The organism is Acidovorax sp. (assembly GCF_046341535.1).
Classification (GTDB): Bacteria; Pseudomonadota; Gammaproteobacteria; order Burkholderiales; family Burkholderiaceae_C; genus Acidovorax.
Map to the genome: position 1 here is coordinate 1 of NZ_JBKDRI010000109.1, position 19,504 is coordinate 19,504.

Genomic DNA, 19,504 nt, shown 5'->3' on the forward strand with positions numbered 1-19,504 from the left:
AGATCGAGTTCAGTTTGTTCGGTACAGTTTGGATTCGGCATGGCTCGCTCGTTCATCAAGTTTCTACACCTCGATAAACGCGCACTCAAAGGGCCATGCCGTCATCGTTTTTACGGAGGACGGTGAAATATCCGGGCTAGCGCCGTACGTTGCGCTGCGGACGCGGCCGCACGCCGGGGCTGATGCTCAGTTCCACCAACTTGTCGCGGCGTTGCACGACAAACGGCGATGGCTCGCCGGGTTTCAAAGCTGCCACGGCCGCGAGCAACTCCGACACATTGTCGACCTGCTTGCCACCGACGCGCACGATCACATCGCCAGGTCGCATGCCGCCCTGTGCTGCCGGGCCGTCCTGGAGTACACCGGTGATGATGACGCCTTCGGTGGCCTTGACGCCGAAGGTCTCGGCCAGCTCGGGCGAGAGTTCGTTGGGCTCCACGCCAATCCAGCCGCGTGTGACCTCGCCGTTTTTGACGATGCCATCGAGCACCATCCGGGCTGTGGAGACCGGGATGGCAAAGCCGATCCCCATGCTGCCTCCAGAGCGCGAGTAAATGGCGGTGTTGATGCCCATCAGGTTTCCGTTGATGTCCACCAGCGCGCCGCCGGAGTTGCCCGGGTTGATGGCCGCGTCGGTCTGGATGAAGTTTTCGAACGTGTTGATACCCAGTTGCGTGCGGCCCAGCGCGCTCACGATGCCGCTGGTCACGGTCTGCCCCACGCCGAACGGGTTGCCAATGGCCAGCACCTGGTCGCCCACGGCCAGCGCGTCCGAGTTGCCCAGCACGATCACGGGCAGTTTGTCCAGCTCGATGCGCAGAATCGCCAGGTCGGTGTCCGGGTCGGTTCCGATGACCTTGGCACGGGCCCGGCGTCGGTCAGTGAGGGTGACCTCGATTTCATCGGCCCCCTCGACCACGTGGTTGTTGGTGAGGATGTAGCCGTCGGGGCTGATGATGACGCCGCTGCCCAGTCCCGCCTGTGCCTGGGTTCCCTGGTCACCAAAGAAGAACTGGAACCAGGGGTCGTTGCTGCGCGGATGGCGCACGGCCTTGCTGGTGTTGATGCTGACCACGGCAGGCGCTGCCTTGCGGGCCGCCGCACTGAAGCTACCGGCCACAGGCTGGGCTGCCGGCGTGGCCGGTGCTTCCAGAAGCGAAATGCCGGCGCCCGATCGGGCGTTGCCTTTGCCCAGCCAGCCGGGCTGCAAGGTTGCCACCACGAAATAGGCCGCCACCAGCACGGTCACGGTCTGCGAAAAGAGGAGCCACAGGCGCTTCATGGGTTTAGTGATCTCTCAGTACTGCAAAAAAGGCCAACTCGCTGAAGGGAGATTCAGCGTCGATTGTCGCTGAACACAGTCGTCCCCTGTGGCCGCAGCCCGCACCGGGCATGGCTTACGCGGCAGTCCAGCGGCAAGGTGAAATTTTTTTAACCGTTAACGCCAAATTCGTCATCTCTTGCATGGTGTAAACCCTGTTGGGCTTGGGCGGACGATACCGACAATGGCGACGCAGTAGCAGATTTCCACCCATCCAGGAGACACAGACCATGACCCCATCGAATACACCTCGCCGTCGCGGCCTGCTCAAGGGCGCCGCTGTCGCAGCGGGCGCCATGAGCGCACCGATGATCGCCACCGCGCAGACCACCACCAGTTTGCGCTTTCAGAGTACCTGGCCTGCCAAGGATATCTTTCACGAGTATGCCCAGGATTTCGCCAAGAAGGTGAACGACATGGCCAGCGGGCGCCTCAAGATCGAGGTACTGCCAGCGGGTGCGGTGGTCCCGGCCTTCCAGCTGCTCGAAGCCGTTGGCAAGGGCACGCTGGACGGTGGACATGGCGTGGTGGCCTACCACTATGGCAAGAACTCGGCGCTGGCGCTGTGGGGTTCTGGCCCGGCCTTTGGCATGGACCCCAACATGGTCCTGGCCTGGCATAACTACGGCGGAGGCAAGGCTCTGCTGGAAGAGATCTATCAAACCCTGAACCTTGACGTGGTGTCCTACCTGTACGGGCCCATGCCGTCTCAGCCGTTTGGCTGGTTCAAAAAGCCCATCGCCAAGATCGAGGACTTGAAAGGCGTGAAGTTCCGCACGGTGGGCCTGGCGGTCGATATGTATACCGAGATGGGCGCCGCAGTGAACCCGCTGCCTGGCGGCGAGATTGTTCCTGCGCTGGACCGCGGGCTGATTGATGGTGCGGAGTTCAACAACGCTTCGTCCGACCGCGTGCTGGGCTTCCCCGATGTCGTCAAGAACTGCATGCTGCAAAGTTTCCACCAGTCGGGCGAGCAGTTCGAGATCCTGTTCAACAAGACCAAGCTCAATGCGCTGCCCGCCGAGCTCAAAGCGATTGTTGACTATGCGGTTCAGGCGGCCAGTGCCGACATGAGCTGGAAGGCCATCGAGCGCAACTCCAAGGATTACGACGAGCTCAAGAAGCAGGGCGTCAAGTTCTACAAGACGCCGGACGCCATCCTGCGTGCGCAGCTGGCAGCATGGGACAAGATCATCGCCAAGAAGGGCGACGAAAACCCCTTGTTCAAGAAGATCCTGGAATCGCAAAAAGCCTTCGCGCAGCGTGCCGGCCAGTGGCAGGGCGATTACCTGGTCGACTTCAAGATGGCCTACAACCATTACTTCGGCAAGGGGGCCAAGAAGGCCTGACGTTCAGCAGTGATGCAAGGGCGCCCTCAGGCCATGGCCTTAGGGGCGCCTTTTTCTTTCTGTCCCGAGATTGGTAAGCCATGCAAAAACTGTTACTCACTGTGGACCGGCTATCGACCTGGTTTGGCAAGGCCTGCGCCTGGAGCGTTGTGGGGCTCACGTTTCTGATTACCTGGGAAGTCTTTTGCAGGTACGTCCTGAACAAGCCGCATGCCTGGGTGCTGGACGCCCAGATCATGATGTACGGCCTGTTGTTCATGACCGCCGGGGCGTACACGCTGGCCAAAAGTGGCCATGTGCGCGGCGACGTCCTGTATGGCTTCTTCGAGCCGCGCACACAGGCCTGGATCGACCTGGTGCTCTATATACTTTTTTTTCTGCCGGGGATCATTGCCCTCACCTACGCCGGCTGGTTTTTCTTCCAGGACTCGCTCGCCATGCGTGAGCAGACATTCAATGCCGACCCGCTGCCCGTGTACCCGTTCAAGTTCGTGGTGCCGCTGGCCGGGGCTTTCCTGTTGCTGCAGGGCATCGTGGAGATCATCCGTTGTGTGATCTGCATCCGCACGGGCGAGTGGCCCAAGCGCGAAGGCGACGTCGAGGAGGTCGATGTCGACAAGCTTAAGCAGATGGTGCACGTCAAGGATTCCGACATCGAGGCGCTTGACCAACTCGTGGTGAACAAAGGTGGCCGCTGATGAAGATCCGCAAAGAACTTTATTTTGGTTTCACGCTGATGGGCGTGATCATGCTTGCGGCCCTCGCGATGGTGTTCAGCGTGGACAAGATGACCAACGGTCACTACGGGCTGTTGATGCTGTCGCTGGTGGTGGTTGCCATCATGCTGGGGTTTCCCACGGCATTCACGCTGATGGGCATGGGGATGATGTTCGCGTTTTTTGCCTACCACTCCGGGGACCAGACGGCCGCCGGCGCGCTCAAGCAGACGCTGGACTTGATGGTGCAGCGCGCCTTTTCGGTGATGGGCAATGATGTCCTGATCTCGATCCCGCTCTTCGTGTTCATGGGGTACCTCGTCGAACGCGCCAACCTCATCGAAAAGCTGTTTCACAGCCTGCACCTGGCACTGGCACGTGTGCCGGGCTCGCTGGCCGTGGCGACCCTCGTCACCTGTGCCGTGTTTGCCACTGCCACCGGCATCGTGGGTGCGGTGGTCACGCTCATGGGGCTGCTGGCGCTGCCGCAGATGCTGCGGGCCGGGTACGACGTGCGTCTCTCGGCTGGCACCATCACCGCAGGCGGCTGCCTGGGCATTCTGATCCCGCCCTCGGTGCTGCTGATCGTTTACGGTGCGACGGCGGGGGTGTCGGTGGTGCAACTGTATGCCGGGGCGTTCTTCCCTGGGATCATGCTGGCCGGCCTGTACATCGTGTACGTGATCATCATGGCCAAGCTCAAGCCCGATTGGGCCCCGCCCCTGACGGCTGAGCAGCGCGTGGTCCCGCTGCCCGTCGGGCTCAAGGCCATTGGCGCCACATCGGATGGCTGGGCGCTGGGGCGCCTGGTCAGCACGCTCAAGGGCAAGCGCAACCAGGCCGTTTCTACGCCCTATCTTCTGGGCCAGTTGGGCATTGCACTGCTTCCGGCGATCCTCTTTGCCTTCGTTGCCGTGGCCAGCTACCAAAGTGCAACCCGGGTCGTGGTCGAAGAGACCTACTCCGAACTCCAGGCGATGGGGGCGGGCTCGAACGAAGACACCTCCGCGTCGGCAGGCGGACTATCCGAGCCCGAAGGCTCCGGTCTGGCTGAGCCTCCAAGCGCCGATGCGGTGGCTGAGCCGCCCGGCGCTGAACCGGCTGCTGCGACGGGCCAGGCCTCTGGCGCTGTGTCCGAGCCGCCCGCAGCGGCAGCCTCTTCAGCCGCCGCTGCCGGGGAAACCACCAAGCCAGCATCCACCGGGTTCTGGATCGGCCTGGGCGTGGGGGCACTTGCGCTGGTTGCGTTCTATGCCATCCTGAGCTTCGCGCGGCTGGAAGTATTCAAGATGCTCTTGTCGAGCTTCTTCCCCCTGCTGGTGCTCATCCTTGCAGTGCTGGGTTCCATCGTGTTCGGCCTTGCTACTCCCACCGAAGCGGCGGCCGTTGGCGCGTTTGGTGGGTTTGTGCTCGCGGCGGCGTACCGGCAACTGACCTTTGGTGTCGTCAAGGAATCGGTATTCCTGACGGCCAAGACCAGCGCCATGGTGTGCTGGCTCTTCGTGGGCTCTGCCATCTTCTCGGCGGCTTTTGCGCTGCTGGGCGGGCAGGAGCTGGTCGAACAGTGGGTCCTTAGCATGAACCTCACCAAGACCCAGTTCCTGTTGCTGTCGCAGGTGATCATCTTCATCCTGGGCTGGCCTCTGGAGTGGACCGAGATCATCGTGATCTTCATGCCCATCTTCATCCCGCTGCTGGATAACTTCGGGGTGGACCCGCTGTTCTTCGGCCTGCTGGTGGCGCTGAACCTGCAGACGGCTTTCCTGAGCCCGCCCGTGGCCATGAGCGCGTTCTACCTGAAAGGCGTGGCGCCCAAACATGTCACGCTCAACCAGATCTTCGCGGGCATGCTGCCGTTCATGGGCATTCAGGTGCTGGCGATCTTCTTGCTGTACATGTTCCCGGCCATCGGCTTGTGGTTGCCAGAGGTGCTGTACAAGTAACGCTTCGGCGCGGCACCCGCTCTTGCCGAATTGCTCTGCACCACAAGGCGCCCCCCGGGCGCCTTGTTGCCTGGTACGCTGGCGCGGCCGAAGCGGTGCAGGGCCAAAACGGGCTCCTTGAGCATCGCGGGCTCTCGCGGGTGTTCACAATACGGGCATGAGCATCGTTCACGCACACAACGCCGTCAGCCGCCAGCAACTGCTGCAGGCTTTTGACGCCCTGCTGCAACCCCAGCTTTTCAAGGACTACGGGCCCAACGGCCTGCAGGTGGAGGGGAAACCGCACATCAGACGCATCGTGAGCGGTGTAACGGCCAGCAGGGCGCTGATCGATGCCGCCATTGCTTCGCGCGCCGACGCGATATTGGTGCACCACGGTTTGTTCTGGCGTGGGCAGGACGGCCGCATCACCGGTTGGATGAAGGAGCGCCTGGCCCGGTTGCTGGCGCACGACATCAACCTCTTTGCCTACCACCTGCCGCTGGATGCCCACGCAGAACTTGGCAACAACGCCCAACTGGGCCGCGTGTTGGGGCTCGTTGCCGACGCGCGTTTTGGCGAACAAAACCTGGGCTTCAGTGGCCCCGCATCGTTTGACAGCGGCCAGGCCTTGGCCGACCATGTCGCGCAGGCGTTGGGCCGCACGGTGACACTGGTGCAACCCGAGGACGGCGCAGCACGGCCGGTGCGGCGCGTGGCCTGGTGCACGGGCGGGGCGCAGGGTTATTTTGAATCGGCGATCGCCGCAGGTGCCGACGCCTTCATTACCGGCGAAATCTCGGAGCCGCAGGCGCACCTCGCACGCGAGATGGGGGTGAGCTTCATTGCTGCCGGGCACCATGCCACCGAGCGCTATGGCGCGCCTGCAGTGGCCGCCCACGTGGCAGCCCAGCTGGGGCTGGCCCATGCGTTCATCGATATCGACAATCCGGCATGACGATGCTCCATACGAATTGCTATTAAAAGAATAGCTGCAAATTCATTTGCGACGCGCGTAAGCACGTGTTTTTAGTAAAATTCCATGCCAACCATCGCCATCACGCAGGGTGACCCCGCCGGTATCGGTCCCGAAATCATCGCCCGGGCCTTCCGGGACCAGCCCGATCTCATGCGCGGCTGCTTCGTGGTGGGTGATGTGGCCACCCTCCGAAGGGCCGCGCAGCTGCTGGCGGGCCCTGGCCTGCCTGACCTGCCCGTTGCCCGACTGGATGAGGCCGCACAGGCACTGCAGATGCCGCCGCGCTGCGTGCCTGTGCTGCAGCTGGCTGACATTCCAGGCCCGCAGCCGTGGGGTCGCATCAGCGCCGCTGCGGGGCAGGCGGCGGCCGCCTGTGTGACCTGGGCCGCGCAGGCCGCGCTGGCAGGGCGGATTGATGCGATCGTGACGGCTCCGCTGCACAAGGAGGCGCTCGCGGCCGCGGGCGTGGGTTTCCCGGGGCATACCGAGCTGCTACAGGCGCAGGCTGCCACCCACGCAGGCGTGAACGTGGTTGAAATGCCGGTGCGCATGATGCTGGCCAGCGATGAGCTGCGCACGGTGCTGGTCAGCATTCACATGTCCCTGCGCGACGCTATCGCCGCAGTCACGCACGAGAACGTACTGCAAACCCTGCGCATCACCGACAGAGCCTTGCTGCGCAGCCTGGGCCGCCGACCACGGATTGCCGTGGCGGGGCTCAACCCGCATGCGGGCGAGGGAGGGCTTTTTGGCCGGGAGGAAATTGAGGTGATTGCGCCAGCCGTGGCGGCCGCGAGGGCCGAGGGGCTTGACGTGACGGAGCCGCTTGCGCCGGATACCGTGTTCATGCGGGCCCGCAGCACCCCGCAGTGTGCGGGTGAGTTCGATGTGGTGGTGGCGATGTACCACGACCAGGGCTTGATTCCGGTCAAGTATCTGGGTGTGGACAAGGGGGTGAACGTAACGCTGGGGCTGCCGCTGGTCCGCACCAGTCCAGATCATGGAACCGCCTTCGATATTGCAGGCCAGGGAAAGGCCGACGCCGCAAGCCTGATCGAAGCCGTGCGCATGGCACGGTTACTCGCACGCTGATGGCCTTGCTTGCGCGGTGGCCGCGCTGGCAAGGCACGCTCCCGGCTCACGCAGCGCTACAAGCGTGCTGACGCCGCACCTGCGCCCGCCCTGCGAGCCGGGAGCGCTTAGCAACCTGGCTTCAGCGCTTGAGGCTGTCGCGAATCTCGCGCAACAGCACAATGTCTTCGGACGCAGGAGCCGGGTCCGGCGCGGGTGCGGCGGGCGCTTCGCGTTTCATGCGGTTGATCTGCTTGACCATCATGAAGATGATGAAGGCCAGGATCAAGAAGTTAACCGCCACGGTCAGGAAGCTCCCGTAGGCAAGCACCGGCACACCGGCCTTTTTGAGGGCATCCAGCGTCATGGCAGTGCCTGGCGGTACGCTGCCCAGCGCAATGAAGTGGCTGGAAAAATCCAGCTTGCCAAACGCCAGTCCGACGACGGGCATGATCAGGTCGGACACCACAGAATCCACGATCTTGCCAAAGGCGCCGCCGATGATCACGCCGACTGCCAAGTCAATCACGTTGCCCTTGACGGCGAATTCCCTGAACTCTTGCATCATTCCCATGGGTTCCCTCCGGGGCAGTTTTTAAAGTGGGCAAGTATGTCCGAGCGCTGAGCCAAGTCAACACCCGATCACCATCAAATGCCCATATTCACTCCGCTACAATTCGCGGTTGACCCAAACAATAGCGATGTTTACCGAGGACCCCCATGAGTGACACACCAGTCGACACCAGTAAAAGGACGTGGCTGATTGCGTCCGGATGTGCCGGTGCCGCTGGCGGAGTGGCCGTTGCCGTGCCTTTCGTCAGTAGTTTTCAGCCTTCGGAGAAAGCCAGAGCTGCCGGCGCAGCGGTCGAGGTGGATATTTCCACCTTGCAGCCTGGCGAAAAGCTGACTGTCGAATGGCGTGGCAAGCCCGTGTGGATCCTCAAGCGCACTCCCCAGCAAATTGAGTCGCTCGCCAAGACGGAAGCCCAGCTGGCCGACCCCAAGTCAGACCGTACGGCTTATCCGACCCCCGAGTACGCCAAAAATCAGCACCGCTCCATCAAGCCAGAAGTGTTTGTTGGTGTGGGCATTTGTACCCACCTAGGCTGCTCGCCTGGAGACAAGTTTCAGACGGGCCCCCAGCCTTCGCTGCCGGATGACTGGCATGGCGGGTTTCTCTGTGCGTGCCATGGTTCCACATTCGACGTGGCTGGCCGGGTGTTCAAGAACAAGCCTGCACCCGACAACCTGGAAGTGCCTCCGCACATGTACCTGTCCGACACGTTGCTGCTCATCGGCGAAGACAAGAAGGCCTGAGGTAAATCGACATGGCTGAATTCAAGGAAATCTCCCCCAATGCGTCGGCTGGCGCCAAGGTGACCAACTGGTTTGAGAACCGGTTTCCAACCGCCTTCGATGCGTACAAAGTGCACATGTCGGAGTACTACGCTCCGAAGAACTTCAATTTTTGGTACATCTTTGGCTCGCTGGCGCTGGTGGTGCTGGTGATCCAGATCGTCACCGGGATCTTCCTGGTCATGCACTACAAGCCCGACGCGAACCTGGCGTTTGCTTCGGTCGAGTACATCATGCGTGATGTGCCGTGGGGCTGGCTGATCCGCTACATGCACTCCACCGGGGCGTCGGCCTTTTTCGTGGTGGTTTATCTGCACATGTTCCGCGGGCTCATCTACGGCAGCTATCGCAAGCCGCGCGAGCTGGTCTGGATCTTCGGTTGCGCCATCTTTTTGTGCCTCATGGCCGAGGCCTTCATGGGTTATCTTCTGCCATGGGGCCAGATGTCGTACTGGGGAGCGCAGGTGATTGTGAACCTGTTTGCCGCGATTCCTTTCATTGGCCCCGATCTGGCGCTGCTGATCCGTGGCGACTTTGTGGTGGGTGATGCCACGTTGAACCGCTTTTTCAGCTTCCACGTGATTGCGGTGCCGCTGGTACTGCTCGGCTTGGTGGTGGCCCACTTGCTGGCCCTGCACGACGTGGGTTCCAACAACCCCGACGGAGTGGAAATCAAGGGCCCGAAGGCGCCCAAGGACGCCAATGGCAAGCCGCTGGATGGTGTGCCTTTCCACCCCTACTACACCGTGCACGACATCTTCGCGCTGAGCATGTTCCTGATGGCGTTCACGGCTGTTGTGTTCTTCGCGCCAGAGTTTGGTGGTTACTTCCTTGAGTACAACAACTTCATTCCGGCCGACCCGCTGGTGACGCCGCTGCACATCGCTCCGGTGTGGTACTTCACGCCGTTTTATTCGATGCTGCGCGCGATCACGACCGAGATGATGTATGTGCTGGTGCTGTGCGTGCTGGCAGCTGCGGCCTTTGGTGTTCTGAAGGCCAAGCTGCCCAGCTTCGTCAAGGCTGGTATCGCGGTGGCTGGCGTGGTTGCCGTGGCCCTGATGCTGTCGATTGATGCCAAGTTCTGGGGCGTCGTGGTGATGGGCGGAGCCGTGATCATCCTGTTCTTCCTGCCCTGGCTGGATCACAGCCCGGTGCGGTCCATCCGTTATCGCCCCAGCTGGCACAAGTACCTGTATGCCGTGTTCGTGATCAACTTCCTGATCCTCGGTTACCTCGGTGTCCAGCCTCCGTCACCAATTGGCGAGCGTGTGTCGCAAGTGGGTACGCTCTTTTACTTTGGGTTCTTCCTGCTGATGCCTTGGTGGAGCCGCATTGGCGAGGCCAAGCCCGTGCCTGACCGCGTGACCTTTGTGGCGCATTGAGCCCAGGAGACAACAACAATGAAGAAAATCATCCTCTCGTTGGTGGCGGCTCTGGGACTGGCAGCTGGTTCTGCTTTTGCTGCAGGCGGTGGCATTGCGCTCGACAAAGCACCCGCCAAGATCAATGATCTGGCCTCGCTGCAAAACGGTGCCAAGGTCTTTGTCAACTACTGCCTCAACTGCCACTCGGCGGCTTTCATGCGGTTTAACCGTCTCAAGGACATCGGGCTGACCGATCAGCAGGTCAAGGACAACCTCCTGTTCACGACAGACAAGGTTGGCGAGACTATGAAGGCAGCGATTGACCCCAAGCAGGCCAAGGCCTGGTTCGGCGCCAATCCCCCCGATCTGACCGTGATCGCGCGATCGCGCTCTGGCGCGGGAGGCACCGGGGCTGACTATCTCTACACCTATCTGCGCACGTACTACCGTGACGAGAACAAGCCCACGGGCTGGAACAACCTGGTGTTTCCGAACGTCGGGATGCCGCATGTGTTGTGGGAGCTGCAAGGCGAGCGCCGTCCCGTTTTTGAAGAGCATGAAAGTCATGGTCACAAGACCCAGGTCTTAAAGGGTTGGGAGCAGGTCAAGCCCGGTCTGATGACGCCGCTTCAATATGATCAGACGATCGGCGACCTGGTGAACTACATGCAGTGGATGGCAGAGCCCGCCCAAAACACCCGCAAGCGCGTGGGAGTCTGGGTGCTGATTTTCCTGGGCGTGTTCACGTTCATCGCCTGGAGGTTGAATGCAGCCTTCTGGAAAGACGTGAAGTAAACGCCACATCGATCATTGGCACCTGTAGAGGGTGCCACTTGGTTTTTTGCAGAGTGGGCGCTTTGGCGTCCCACTCTTTTGATTTTTAGGAGCCTCACACCATGATGGTGCTTTATTCGGGTACGACCTGTCCCTTTTCTCACCGCTGCCGTTTCGTCCTGTTTGAGAAAGGCATGGACTTTGAAATCCGCGATGTGGACCTGTACAACAAGCCCGAAGACATCAGCGTCATGAACCCGTATGGACAGGTGCCCATTTTGGTGGAGCGCGACCTGATCCTCTACGAGTCGAACATCATCAATGAATACATCGACGAGCGCTTTCCTCATCCGCAGCTGATGCCGGGGGACCCGGTCGACCGCGCCCGCGTTCGACTGTTCTTGCTCAACTTTGAGAAGGAACTTTTCGTACACGTGAATACACTCGAATCGCGTGCGACGAAGGGCAATGAAAAGGCGCTCGAAAAGGCGCGGGCGCACATTCGTGACCGGTTAACGCAGTTGGCTCCGGTCTTCCTGAAGAACAAGTACATGCTGGGCGACAACTTCTCCATGCTGGATGTCGCCATTGCGCCGCTTTTGTGGCGTCTGGACTACTACGGTATTGACCTGAGCAAGAACGCCGCGCCTCTGCTCAAGTATGCAGAGCGGATCTTCTCGCGCCCAGCCTATATCGAAGCTTTGACCCCTTCCGAGAAGGTCATGCGCAAGTAAACGCTTGTCTCCTGTACTGCCACGTCGCTACTGTCTGCACCAATGACCCCATCGGAACCCACCTCGACGCGCCCCTACCTTATTCGCGCCCTGTACGAATGGTGCACGGACAACGGGTTCACGCCCTATGTGGCCGTGCGCGTCGACGACTCTGTGCAGGTTCCGCGTGAGTACGTCAAGGATGGCGAGATTGTGCTGAATGTAAGTTTCGATGCCACCAGTGCCTTGCAACTCGGAAATGAGTTCATCGAATTCAAGGCCCGGTTCGGTGGCAAGCCCCGTGACATCCTTGTGCCCATTGGTCGCGTGATTGCCATCTATGCGCGCGAGAACGGGCAGGGCATGGCGTTTCCTGCGCCAGTGGACAGCCCTGTAATGGGCGTCGGCGCGGGAGTCGGGTCTTCGGCCTCTCATGCTCGTGCTACTTCAGAGGTTCTCGTAAATGGGCCGCCGGACGGACCGTCGGCTCCTGGTCACGACGATCGTGTCGTGCAACTTGTGTTGAGCGATGAGGGAGGCAAGTCCGATAGCGACACGGACGCGCCTCGCCCGTCGCCCGCAGGGGGCGGCAGTCGTCCTGCACTCAAGCGCATCAAATAGCGAGACAGGCGGCTCGCGACACCATATTTGCGAGCTAAAATAGAAGGCTAGCCGGTTTAGCTCAGTTGGTAGAGCACCCGCCTTGTAAGCGGTAGGTCGTCAGTTCGATTCCGACAACCGGCACCATCATCATTGTGAAAGTCTGGCTGGCGTCTTGGGCATACTACGCTCAAGTTTGGACTTTCAGACGAATCGCGTTAACCTCCCATCCTCGACTTCGCAGATGTGCCTGCAATGCGGGGAGCAGGTTTCGCAACTTGGCCGCAGAGGCGTTGCTTCTGACCAGCAGGCACCAGGAATCACCTTCAATCGGCCCGGCTTGAATGGTTGATCGAAGTCCAATCGGTATCAATGCTTCGATGGCTTTCAGTCTGTCGCTCGATTCACGTGTGAGCGCCGTCAGCCGCGCCAGTGTGGGCGATTCCTGGCTTGCTTGTTGCAAGGTGACTGCGTGATGGCGGCGGGTCATAAGAAAGTCTTCAGTCTGGAGGATTCCTAGTGCATGTGATTATCACGGACGCCTACCTGGCGCGCAGCCGGGCGATTCATCTTTCAGGCGCGAGGCTTCTGGTGGTGGGTTTGGTCGTGTCGTTCAGTCTTGTGCTTGTCGCGGCCGCGATGTACCACTGGGTCTTTCTCAAAGGCGCCCGGGAGGGTTGGCCGGTGGTGGGTTCCCTGGTGCGCCTTGTGGTCAAAGACGAGTTTGCCGAGCGTGATCGCTATGTGCGTGCGAATCTGGATGCAATGGCCAAGAAGGTTGGCGAGATGCAGGCCAGACTGGTACAGCTTGAGTCGCTGGGCGACCGCGTGATGGGGCTGGCGGGTATGCCACCTCCCGATACCGCCAAACCCGATGCGCGCGGGGGTGCCCTCGTCGGCGCACGCGATCTGTCCATGGAAGAGTTGCAGTCGACGCTGGACGAACTTGAACAAATCACCCATCAGCGTGTGGACTTGATGACCGTGCTGGAGTCGCGTCTGTTTGATCAGCATATTCGCAAGAAAATGATTCCTACCCATGCCCCGGTCGCAGGCAAAAGCCCCGCGTCAGGCTTTGGATGGCGCATTGACCCCATCACCGGTCAATCGGCATTGCATACAGGGCTTGATTTTCAGGCGGAAACCGGCACGCCGATACTCGCGGCTGCGGGTGGAATGGTGGTAGCCCAGGAGTACCATCCCGCGTACGGCAACATGGTTGAAATCGACCATGGAAACCAGCTTGTCACACGCTACGCCCACGCTTCCCGTACGCTGGTCAAGCGTGGGGATATTGTGCGGCGCGGTCAAAAGATTGCCGAGGTGGGGACCACCGGCCGTTCAACGGGGGCCCACCTTCACTTTGAAGTACTCGTTCAGGGCGTTTTCCAGGACCCGCAGAAGTTTCTCAACGCTGGGGCGGGCACGGCCCAGGAAATCGCCGCCGGCTCGCCGCTCAATCGATAGCGCGCCAGGGATCCGCAGCTGGCAGCTAAAATCGCTGGCTCGGTTTTCGCACAACGGTTTGCATCGCTTGCAATCGTCGATAGCGAACCCACTTGATTTCAATTCTTCTTAGGGATTCCGGTCGTCTTTCGCGCTGAGCCTGGTGCATATGACGACCCCTTGCGCATGGCCACCAACTTCCTGACCAAACTTTTCGGCAGCCGTAACGACCGGCTTCTCAAGCAGTACCGCAAGACGGTGATCCGCATCAATGCGCAGGAGCCCGATTACGAAAAGCTGTCGGATGAGCAACTGCGCGCCAAGACGCAGGAATTCAAGGACCGCATCGCTGGCGGGGCCTCGCTAGATGATTTGCTGGTTGATGCGTTCGCCGTGGTGCGCGAGGGCTCCAAGCGCGTGATGAAGATGCGCAACTTTGATGTGCAGCTGCTCGGTGGCATGGCCTTGCACCACGGCAAGATCTCGGAGATGCGAACCGGTGAGGGCAAGACGCTGACGGCGACACTGCCGGTCTACCTCAATGCTCTGTCGGGCAAGGGTGTGCATGTCGTGACCGTCAATGACTACCTGGCCAACCGGGATGCCCAATGGATGGGACGCCTGTACAACTTTCTGGGTCTGTCCGTGGGGATCAACCTACCGAATATGCCCCGGGAGGAAAAACAGGCAGCCTACCGTGCGGACATCACCTACGGTACCAACAACGAGTACGGCTTTGATTACCTGCGTGACAACATGGTCTACGAGGCGCGTGACCGCGTCCAGCGCAGGCTGAACTTCGCCATTGTCGATGAGGTTGATTCGATCCTGATTGATGAAGCGCGTACCCCGCTGATCATCAGCGGGCAGGCCGAAGATCACACCGCGATGTACATCGCGATGAACAAGGTGGTGCCTCTGCTCGTGCGCCAGGAAGGGGAGGCAGACCCCCGCACCGGCGAAGGGGTCACCAAGCCGGGGGACTTCACCCTCGACGAAAAGTCCCATCAGGTCTTCCTGACGGAGCAAGGCCATGAAACCGCAGAACGCGTGCTTGCCAGCCAGGGTTTGATTGCGGAAGGTGCGTCGCTTTACGACCCCGCCAACATCACGCTGATGCATCACCTGTATGCGGCGCTGCGGGCCAACCATTTGTATCACCGCGACCAGCACTATGTGGTTCAAAACGGGGAAATCGTCATCGTTGACGAGTTCACCGGTCGCCTGATGTCCGGCCGCCGCTGGAGCGAAGGACTCCATCAGGCCGTGGAAGCCAAGGAAGGGGTCAAGATCCAGGCCGAAAACCAGACCATGGCCTCGATCACGTTTCAAAACTACTTCCGGCTATACAACAAGCTCGCTGGTATGACTGGGACTGCCGATACCGAGGCGTACGAGTTTCAGGAAATCTATGGTCTGGAGACGGTGGTCATTCCGCCCAACCGCCCCAGCAAACGTGTCGACCAGCTGGACCGCGTGTACAAGACCACGCGCGAAAAGTACGAAGCGGCCATCAAGGACATCCGCGAATGCCACGAGCGCGGACAGCCGGTGCTTGTGGGTACCACCTCGATCGAAAACTCCGAGATCATCGACCAGTTGCTCAACAAGGAGGGCCTGCCGCACCAGGTGCTCAATGCAAAGCAGCATGCCCGCGAGGCGGACATCGTCGCGCAGGCGGGCCGTGAGCGAATGATCACCATCGCAACGAACATGGCAGGGCGCGGTACCGACATCGTGCTCGGCGGCAACATTGAAAGCGCCGTCGCGGCCATTGAGGCCGACGAGTCCCTGAGCGACACAGAACGCGCTGCCAAGGTGGCAGCGCTGCGTGAGCAGTGGACGCTGGACCATGAAAAGGTGAAGGCGCTGGGCGGGCTGCGCATCATCGCCACGGAGCGGCATGAGTCCCGGCGTATCGACAACCAGCTGCGCGGCCGTTCGGGTCGTCAAGGCGATCCCGGCTCATCGCGGTTTTATCTGAGCCTGGATGATTCGCTGATGCGCATCTTCGCGGGCGATCGCGTCAGGGCGATCATGGATCGCCTGAAGATGCCCGAGGGCGAGGCCATTGAAGCCGGGATCGTGACGCGGAGTATCGAATCTGCACAGCGTAAGGTCGAGGCTCGTAATTTCGACGTTCGCAAACAGCTGCTGGAATACGACGACGTTGCCAACGATCAGCGCAAGGTGATTTACCAGCAGCGCAACGACATCCTGGACGCAAGCGACCTTTCGGACGTGATTGCAGCGATGCGCGAAGACTGCATGACGGACCTGGTGCGCCAGTATGTGCCCGTGGAGTCACTGGAGGAGCAGTGGGACATCCGGTCGCTTGAAAAGGCGCTGGCGGACGAGTGGCACGTGTCTATGAACCTGGTGGAGCAAGTTCAGGCTGCCAGCGCGATCACGGACGATGAGATCCTGGAAAAAGTGCTGTCAGCAGCGCATGCATCCTTTGATGCCAAGGTGGCCCAGGTGGGGCGCGAGAACTTCACGCAGTTTGAGCGAATGGTGCTATTGCAAAGTTTTGACTCCAGCTGGCGTGACCACCTCAGCGCCCTGGACTACCTGCGCCAGGGGATTCACTTGCGCGGTTATGCGCAAAAGCAGCCCAAGCAGGAATACAAGCGCGAAGCGTTCGAGCTGTTCCGCCAGTTGATCGATCAGGTCAAGAATGAAGTCACGAAAATTCTGATGGCGGTGCAGGTCCAGTCGCAAGAGCAGATCGACCAGGCAGCGCAAGATATGGAAGCGCGTGGGGAGAGCATTGCCAACGTGACCTACACCGCTCCGACCGAGACGGGTGAAGCCCAGGTGATCGCAGCGGGTGACATGGGCCGTGCAGCGCCAGCCGCCTTGCCCGAGGGGGTGCGCGTTGGACGCAACGACCCGTGTCCTTGTGGAAGCGGCAAAAAGTACAAGCATTGCCACGGTAAGCTGGCCTGAACAGGTCGGTAAGTCACGATAACACGGGCTGTGGCCCGTGTTTGTTTTGGTGCTTCCGGTTGTCTCGATAATCAGAGGATTCATCTCCAGAAGGTCGTTCATGCCCGTCCATCTTTGTGCTCCTGTCGCCGCTGATCTCCATCCCATCGCAGGCGTCCGTATCGGCGTAGCCGAGGCGGGTGTTCGCAAGGCCAACCGAAAAGACCTTACCGTGTTCCTTGTGGACGAGGGCGCCAGTGTCGCGGGCGTTTTCACCAAGAACCGGTTTTGTGCAGCCCCTGTTCAGGTCAGTCGTGAACACCTGTCTGCCTCGCGTGGCATTCGGGCCATGGTCATCAACACAGGCAATGCCAATGCGGGCACCGGTGCACAGGGGCTCGAGCGTGCGCGGGCAACGTGCGCCGCGTTGGCGCGCTTGCTGCAGGTGGCTCCCGAGCAGATCTTGCCTTTCTCCACCGGTGTGATCATGGAGCCGCTGCCGCATGACCGCATCGAAGCGGGCTTGCCGGCAGCCCTTGCCGACGCCCGCGCAGACCACTGGGCGCGTGCTGCCGAGGCCATCATGACCACGGACACCCTTCCCAAGGCCTTCTCCGCCCAGGTGCAGATCGGCGGTGCGACGGTGTCGATCACGGGCATCAGCAAAGGCGCAGGCATGATCCGCCCGAACATGGCGACCATGCTCGGTTTCATGGCCACAGATGCGTGCGTGCATCCCTCGGTGATGCAGCAACTGGTGCGGGAGCTTGCCGACGGTTCTTTCAACCGTGTGACCATCGACGGTGACACATCGACCAATGATTCATTCGTGGTGGTCGCTACCAATAGGGCGGCACACGCATCCATCACCTCGCTGGAGACGGCGGAGGGCCAGGCGTTGAAAGCCGCGATGATGCGCGTTGCGCAACAGCTGGCCCAAGCGATTGTGCGAGACGGGGAGGGCGCTACCAAGTTCATCACCGTTCGGGTGGAGGGCGGCAAGACGGGCGACGAATGCCGTCAGGTGGCCTATGCCATCGCCCATTCACCGCTGGTCAAGACCGCTTTTTATGCCAGTGATCCCAACCTGGGCCGCATTTTGGCGGCCGTCGGCTACGCGGGCATCGACGATCTGGACCAGACTGGTATTGATCTGTACCTCGACGACGTTCATGTGGCCGTTCGGGGTGGCCGAAATCCTGCGTACCGGGAGGAGGACGGTCAGCGCGTCATGAAGCAAAGCGAGATTACCGTTCGCGTATTGCTGGGGCGCGGTCACGCGGCCGACACCGTCTGGACCTGTGACTTCAGCCATGAGTACGTCACCATCAATGCAGACTACCGGTCGTGAACTAAGTAGGGTTTGCTATAAAAATAATAGCTTTTAACGTATGATCTTCGTGCGTGAATGGCCGATATGAATCAAAAATTCGAAACGCTGATCGAGCGCGCGGAGCAGCTCATCGCCCGCATCGAATCGGTGCTGCCGCAACCGCTGGTGGCCCCGGACTGGTCCGCAGCCATCGCGTGGCGATACCGCAAGCGCAGCAGCGGCCATGGGTCGCTGGAGCCCGTGCGACATCTTGCAAAGCTGCAACTGGATGACCTCAAAGAGATCGAGCCACAGAAATCCCGAATCGAGCGCAACACGGAGCAATTCGTGGCGGGCAGGCCGGCCAACAACGTGCTGCTCACGGGTGCGCGCGGAACCGGCAAGTCCTCGTTGATCAAGGCCTGCCTCAATGCCTATGCGCCGAGGGGTCTGCGCCTGATCGAGGTTGACAAGGCCGATCTGGTGGACCTACCGGATATCGTCGAGGTGGTCTCGGACCGGCCAGAGAAGTTCCTGGTGTTCTGTGACGACCTCAGCTTTGAGGACGGTGAGCCGGGCTACAAGGCCCTGAAGTCCATTTTGGATGGATCGGTCGCCGCCGCCACGCCAAACGTGCTGATTTACGCCACCAGCAACCGTCGCCACCTCCTGCCAGAGTACATGGCCGAAAATCGCACCTATACCCATACGGACGATGGCGAGGTGCACCCTGGCGAAGCCGTCGAGGAAAGAATTTCGTTGTCCGAACGGTTTGGCCTGTGGGTGAGTTTTTACCCCTTCAGCCAGGACGAATACCTTGCCATTGCGGGTCAATGGCTCGCTTGCATGGGCGTATCACCAGAAAGCGTCGCAGCCGCGCGCGCCGAGGCACTGGTGTGGGCCTTGGAGAGAGGCTCGCGCAGTGGCCGGGTTGCTTACCAGTTTGCGCGCGACTATGCAGGCCGACAGGGTGGCTGACGTGCAGGGGGGGCATACCGCCGTGGCCAGCGACCCGAAACGCAAACATACCGAGGTCGCGGTGGGAATACTGTTGCGCGGCGACGGAGCACTGCTGCTCTCGACCCGTCCGCCTGGTAAGCCTTACGCTGGGTATTGGGAGTTTCCAGGCGGGAAGCTCGAACATGGCGAAACTGTGGAACAGGCATTGCGCCGCGAACTGGTGGAAGAACTGGGCGTCACGATTGGGCCGGTGGAGCTCTGGAAAATCACGGAGCATGAATATCCGCATGCCATGGTCCGCCTGCACTCGTGCAAAGTCCGTGAGTGGCTCGGCGCGTTCGAGATGCGCGAGGGCCAGCAGATGCAGTGGCAGCAGCTTCCTTTGACCGTATCGCCCGTGCTACCAGGGGCATTTCCCGTGCTGGAATGGCTTGCACAGGAGCGTGGGCTCTCCGGCAGCGGCGTCATCGCTTCATGACACACGCTTCGCGCCTATGTTGGCTTGGAGTGTGTGGTTGGCCCGGGCGCGTTGAGCCCTCTTCCCCGGCCGCCCGAGTTCGACACCAACCGCCGTAAGTGCTTGATGTGTATAGGCCATGACCTTGGAATTGTCACTACAGCAAGGGCAGCTGGGGGTCGAGCGTGGGCTTCTTGATCTTGAGGGCGGCCAGGGCTTGGGCCTGGCGGGGT

General features: G+C 60.8%; 18 protein-coding genes and 1 tRNA gene. 16 read left to right on the top strand and 3 right to left on the bottom strand.

Annotation, left to right across the window (positions count from 1 at the left end; all coding sequences use genetic code 11):
- Positions 1–136: 136 nt before the first annotated feature.
- Positions 137–1,282, bottom strand: coding sequence for a S1C family serine protease (locus ACK543_RS07855; RefSeq protein WP_409942292.1), 1,146 nt, complete (start codon positions 1,280–1,282; stop codon positions 137–139).
- A gap of 269 nt (positions 1,283–1,551) precedes the next feature.
- Between ACK543_RS07855 and ACK543_RS07860 the strand changes: the two genes are divergently transcribed.
- From ACK543_RS07860 to pdxA, 5 genes are all read left to right on the top strand, one after another.
- On the top strand, positions 1,552–2,670 hold the full coding sequence (locus ACK543_RS07860) for a TRAP transporter substrate-binding protein (RefSeq protein ID WP_409942293.1): 1,119 nt from the start codon (positions 1,552–1,554) through the stop codon (positions 2,668–2,670).
- Between the two features lie 80 nt (positions 2,671–2,750).
- Positions 2,751–3,368 carry a TRAP transporter small permease subunit gene (locus ACK543_RS07865; protein ID WP_409942294.1) on the top strand — a complete coding sequence of 206 codons (618 nt, stop codon included), beginning with the start codon at positions 2,751–2,753 and terminating at the stop codon, positions 3,366–3,368.
- The gene (locus ACK543_RS07870) at positions 3,368–5,329 is read left to right on the top strand and encodes a TRAP transporter large permease subunit (RefSeq protein ID WP_409942295.1); all 1,962 of its coding nucleotides are present in this window, start codon (positions 3,368–3,370) and stop codon (positions 5,327–5,329) included. Before ACK543_RS07865 ends, ACK543_RS07870 begins: the two co-directional genes overlap by 1 nt.
- A gap of 157 nt (positions 5,330–5,486) precedes the next feature.
- The gene (locus ACK543_RS07875) at positions 5,487–6,266 is read left to right on the top strand and encodes a Nif3-like dinuclear metal center hexameric protein (protein WP_409942296.1); all 780 of its coding nucleotides are present in this window, start codon (positions 5,487–5,489) and stop codon (positions 6,264–6,266) included.
- A gap of 84 nt (positions 6,267–6,350) precedes the next feature.
- The gene (gene pdxA / locus ACK543_RS07880) at positions 6,351–7,379 is read left to right on the top strand and encodes a 4-hydroxythreonine-4-phosphate dehydrogenase PdxA (protein ID WP_409942297.1); all 1,029 of its coding nucleotides are present in this window, start codon (positions 6,351–6,353) and stop codon (positions 7,377–7,379) included.
- A 121-nt stretch (positions 7,380–7,500) separates the two neighbouring features.
- Here pdxA and mscL read toward each other — a convergent pair whose 3' ends face one another.
- A complete protein-coding gene (mscL, locus tag ACK543_RS07885) occupies positions 7,501–7,932 on the bottom strand; it encodes a large conductance mechanosensitive channel protein MscL (protein WP_409942298.1) in 432 nt (143 codons plus the stop codon).
- A gap of 146 nt (positions 7,933–8,078) precedes the next feature.
- Here mscL and petA point away from each other — a divergent pair, with 146 nt between their 5' ends.
- The 6 genes from petA (at position 8,079) to ACK543_RS07915 (ending at position 12,315) form a co-directional block, all read left to right on the top strand.
- Positions 8,079–8,675, top strand: a complete 597-nt coding sequence (petA, locus tag ACK543_RS07890) for a ubiquinol-cytochrome c reductase iron-sulfur subunit (protein WP_409942299.1) — start codon at positions 8,079–8,081, stop codon at positions 8,673–8,675.
- Between the two features lie 11 nt (positions 8,676–8,686).
- Positions 8,687–10,099, top strand: coding sequence for a cytochrome b (locus ACK543_RS07895; protein WP_409942300.1), 1,413 nt, complete (start codon positions 8,687–8,689; stop codon positions 10,097–10,099).
- An 18-nt stretch (positions 10,100–10,117) separates the two neighbouring features.
- On the top strand, positions 10,118–10,876 hold the full coding sequence (locus ACK543_RS07900; protein WP_409942301.1) for a cytochrome c1: 759 nt from the start codon (positions 10,118–10,120) through the stop codon (positions 10,874–10,876).
- 101 nt (positions 10,877–10,977) lie between these two features.
- Positions 10,978–11,589 (top strand): glutathione S-transferase N-terminal domain-containing protein, encoded by a 612-nt coding sequence (locus ACK543_RS07905; RefSeq protein ID WP_005794209.1) that lies wholly within the window; start codon positions 10,978–10,980, stop codon positions 11,587–11,589.
- A gap of 42 nt (positions 11,590–11,631) precedes the next feature.
- The gene (locus ACK543_RS07910; protein WP_409942302.1) at positions 11,632–12,189 is read left to right on the top strand and encodes a ClpXP protease specificity-enhancing factor; all 558 of its coding nucleotides are present in this window, start codon (positions 11,632–11,634) and stop codon (positions 12,187–12,189) included.
- 50 nt (positions 12,190–12,239) lie between these two features.
- A tRNA-Thr gene (locus ACK543_RS07915) sits at positions 12,240–12,315 on the top strand.
- 43 nt (positions 12,316–12,358) lie between these two features.
- Here the strand turns inward: ACK543_RS07915 and ACK543_RS07920 are convergent.
- A complete protein-coding gene (locus tag ACK543_RS07920; protein ID WP_409942303.1) occupies positions 12,359–12,658 on the bottom strand; it encodes a hypothetical protein in 300 nt (99 codons plus the stop codon).
- A 29-nt stretch (positions 12,659–12,687) separates the two neighbouring features.
- On the opposite strand from ACK543_RS07920, the gene ACK543_RS07925 reads away from it, so the two are divergent.
- From ACK543_RS07925 to ACK543_RS07945, 5 genes are all read left to right on the top strand, one after another.
- Positions 12,688–13,635, top strand: coding sequence for a M23 family metallopeptidase (locus ACK543_RS07925; RefSeq protein WP_409942304.1), 948 nt, complete (start codon positions 12,688–12,690; stop codon positions 13,633–13,635).
- 165 nt (positions 13,636–13,800) lie between these two features.
- Positions 13,801–16,563, top strand: coding sequence for a preprotein translocase subunit SecA (gene secA, locus ACK543_RS07930; RefSeq protein WP_409942305.1), 2,763 nt, complete (start codon positions 13,801–13,803; stop codon positions 16,561–16,563).
- 100 nt (positions 16,564–16,663) lie between these two features.
- Positions 16,664–17,893, top strand: a complete 1,230-nt coding sequence (gene argJ / locus ACK543_RS07935; protein WP_409942306.1) for a bifunctional glutamate N-acetyltransferase/amino-acid acetyltransferase ArgJ — start codon at positions 16,664–16,666, stop codon at positions 17,891–17,893.
- A 66-nt stretch (positions 17,894–17,959) separates the two neighbouring features.
- Positions 17,960–18,832, top strand: coding sequence for an ATP-binding protein (locus ACK543_RS07940; protein WP_409942307.1), 873 nt, complete (start codon positions 17,960–17,962; stop codon positions 18,830–18,832).
- Entirely contained in the window at positions 18,810–19,292 is a 483-nt protein-coding gene (locus tag ACK543_RS07945; RefSeq protein ID WP_409942308.1) for an NUDIX domain-containing protein, read from the top strand. Before ACK543_RS07940 ends, ACK543_RS07945 begins: the two co-directional genes overlap by 23 nt.
- Positions 19,293–19,504 lie beyond the last annotated feature (212 nt).

What these genes read in the sequence shown, in the direction of transcription:
- ACK543_RS07865 (WP_409942294.1), top strand. Translation starts at nt 2,751, where the DNA reads ATGCAAAAACTGTTACTCACTGTGGACCGGCTATCGACCTGGTTTGGC.
- argJ (WP_409942306.1), top strand. Translation starts at nt 16,664, where the DNA reads ATGCCCGTCCATCTTTGTGCTCCTGTCGCCGCTGATCTCCATCCCATC.
- petA (WP_409942299.1), top strand. Translation starts at nt 8,079, where the DNA reads ATGAGTGACACACCAGTCGACACCAGTAAAAGGACGTGGCTGATTGCG.
- ACK543_RS07945 (WP_409942308.1), top strand. Translation starts at nt 18,810, where the DNA reads ATGCAGGCCGACAGGGTGGCTGACGTGCAGGGGGGGCATACCGCCGTG.
- ACK543_RS07870 (WP_409942295.1), top strand. Translation starts at nt 3,368, where the DNA reads ATGAAGATCCGCAAAGAACTTTATTTTGGTTTCACGCTGATGGGCGTG.
- secA (WP_409942305.1), top strand. Translation starts at nt 13,801, where the DNA reads ATGGCCACCAACTTCCTGACCAAACTTTTCGGCAGCCGTAACGACCGG.
- ACK543_RS07910 (WP_409942302.1), top strand. Translation starts at nt 11,632, where the DNA reads ATGACCCCATCGGAACCCACCTCGACGCGCCCCTACCTTATTCGCGCC.
- ACK543_RS07895 (WP_409942300.1), top strand. Translation starts at nt 8,687, where the DNA reads ATGGCTGAATTCAAGGAAATCTCCCCCAATGCGTCGGCTGGCGCCAAG.
- ACK543_RS07920 (WP_409942303.1), bottom strand. Translation starts at nt 12,658, where the DNA reads ATGACCCGCCGCCATCACGCAGTCACCTTGCAACAAGCAAGCCAGGAA.
- ACK543_RS07940 (WP_409942307.1), top strand. Translation starts at nt 17,960, where the DNA reads ATGAATCAAAAATTCGAAACGCTGATCGAGCGCGCGGAGCAGCTCATC.
- mscL (WP_409942298.1), bottom strand. Translation starts at nt 7,932, where the DNA reads ATGGGAATGATGCAAGAGTTCAGGGAATTCGCCGTCAAGGGCAACGTG.
- ACK543_RS07900 (WP_409942301.1), top strand. Translation starts at nt 10,118, where the DNA reads ATGAAGAAAATCATCCTCTCGTTGGTGGCGGCTCTGGGACTGGCAGCT.
- ACK543_RS07875 (WP_409942296.1), top strand. Translation starts at nt 5,487, where the DNA reads ATGAGCATCGTTCACGCACACAACGCCGTCAGCCGCCAGCAACTGCTG.
- ACK543_RS07855 (WP_409942292.1), bottom strand. Translation starts at nt 1,282, where the DNA reads ATGAAGCGCCTGTGGCTCCTCTTTTCGCAGACCGTGACCGTGCTGGTG.
- ACK543_RS07905 (WP_005794209.1), top strand. Translation starts at nt 10,978, where the DNA reads ATGATGGTGCTTTATTCGGGTACGACCTGTCCCTTTTCTCACCGCTGC.
- pdxA (WP_409942297.1), top strand. Translation starts at nt 6,351, where the DNA reads ATGCCAACCATCGCCATCACGCAGGGTGACCCCGCCGGTATCGGTCCC.
- ACK543_RS07860 (WP_409942293.1), top strand. Translation starts at nt 1,552, where the DNA reads ATGACCCCATCGAATACACCTCGCCGTCGCGGCCTGCTCAAGGGCGCC.